The sequence below is a fragment of the Photorhabdus sp. HUG-39 genome (genome assembly GCF_963878365.1).
GTDB lineage: Bacteria > Pseudomonadota > Gammaproteobacteria > Enterobacterales > Enterobacteriaceae > Photorhabdus > Photorhabdus kayaii.
Genome location: NZ_CAWNWY010000106.1, coordinates 1 through 1,054 on the forward strand (window position 1 = coordinate 1; position 1,054 = coordinate 1,054).

Sequence of the window (1,054 nt, forward strand, 5' to 3'; positions counted from 1 at the left end):
CATTCCCCTGAATGAACAGCTGGGGGACAGCGCGTCACTGACCATTACCCGCAATGGCGTCACCGAACGGACCATTAATGGGTTGATAGCTGGTGCTGAACAGGGTAATACCGATGGTCGTCGCACTTTTTATATTTTCACTGTCCGCCCCACAATGTGGCTGATGACGCTCAATCAGGATAGCCGTATTTTCCATCGGCAGTCCGTACCGGAAATCTTAACGATCCTGCTTAAAGAGCATCGTATTTTATTTACCCGCGATACGCTCTATAAACGCCATGTCGAACGGGAATACACCACGCAAAAACGCGAATCCGCCTATGATTTCTGGTGTCGGCTGGCGGCGGAAGAGGGCATTGTCTTCTGGTTTGAGGAGAAACAGACGTTGTTCTGTGATTGCCGCCTGGGCATGCAGGCGGATATCGATCTGACTTACAATACGCATCCTGAAACGGACGAGACCGATACCACGGCGTACCAATGGAGTTATGGCGAATACCTGTGCTCGAATGGCACTGTCCAGAAAGACCATAACTTTCTTAACCCCAAATATTCGCTTGAGCATCAGAAGCAATCCGACGATAGCGGGCGCAATTCGGTGTTTGAAAGTTACGGGCGCTTCCAGTGGGACGAGGAAGGAAAACCGTTTACCCAACTGCGGCTGGAGCAGTTACGAAACTACAGTAAAGTCGGCACTGCCAAAACTCACTGTATCCGGCTGCGGCCGGGCAAAATTTTTACCCTGCAATCCCATCCCATAGAGGCCATGAACGACTGCTGGCAGGTGATCTCTGTCACGCATCATGGGTGGCAACCTGTCGCGTCAAACGACGGGGGCGAAGGGACGACACTGACAAACGAGGTCGCCTTTATTCCAGGGCGACAGGACTGGCGGCCCCCTTACCGCTATAAACCCCTGGCGGACGGTGATGAAGCCGTGCAGGGCTTTCAGACGCTTGAAGTCGGTCAAAATCAAACGGTAACCATTAAAGGTCAGCAAGCTATTTCCATTGGTAAAAACCATCAATTAAACGTCGCCGATAACCAGCAAATT

At 51.5% G+C, this 1,054-nt stretch carries 1 pseudogene; it reads left to right on the forward strand.

Features of this window, described 5'->3' with window-relative positions:
* Window positions 1-991, forward strand: a pseudogene (gene tssI / locus AAC155_RS24220) (type VI secretion system tip protein TssI/VgrG); the annotation flags it as partial.
* Window positions 992-1,054 lie beyond the last annotated feature (63 nt).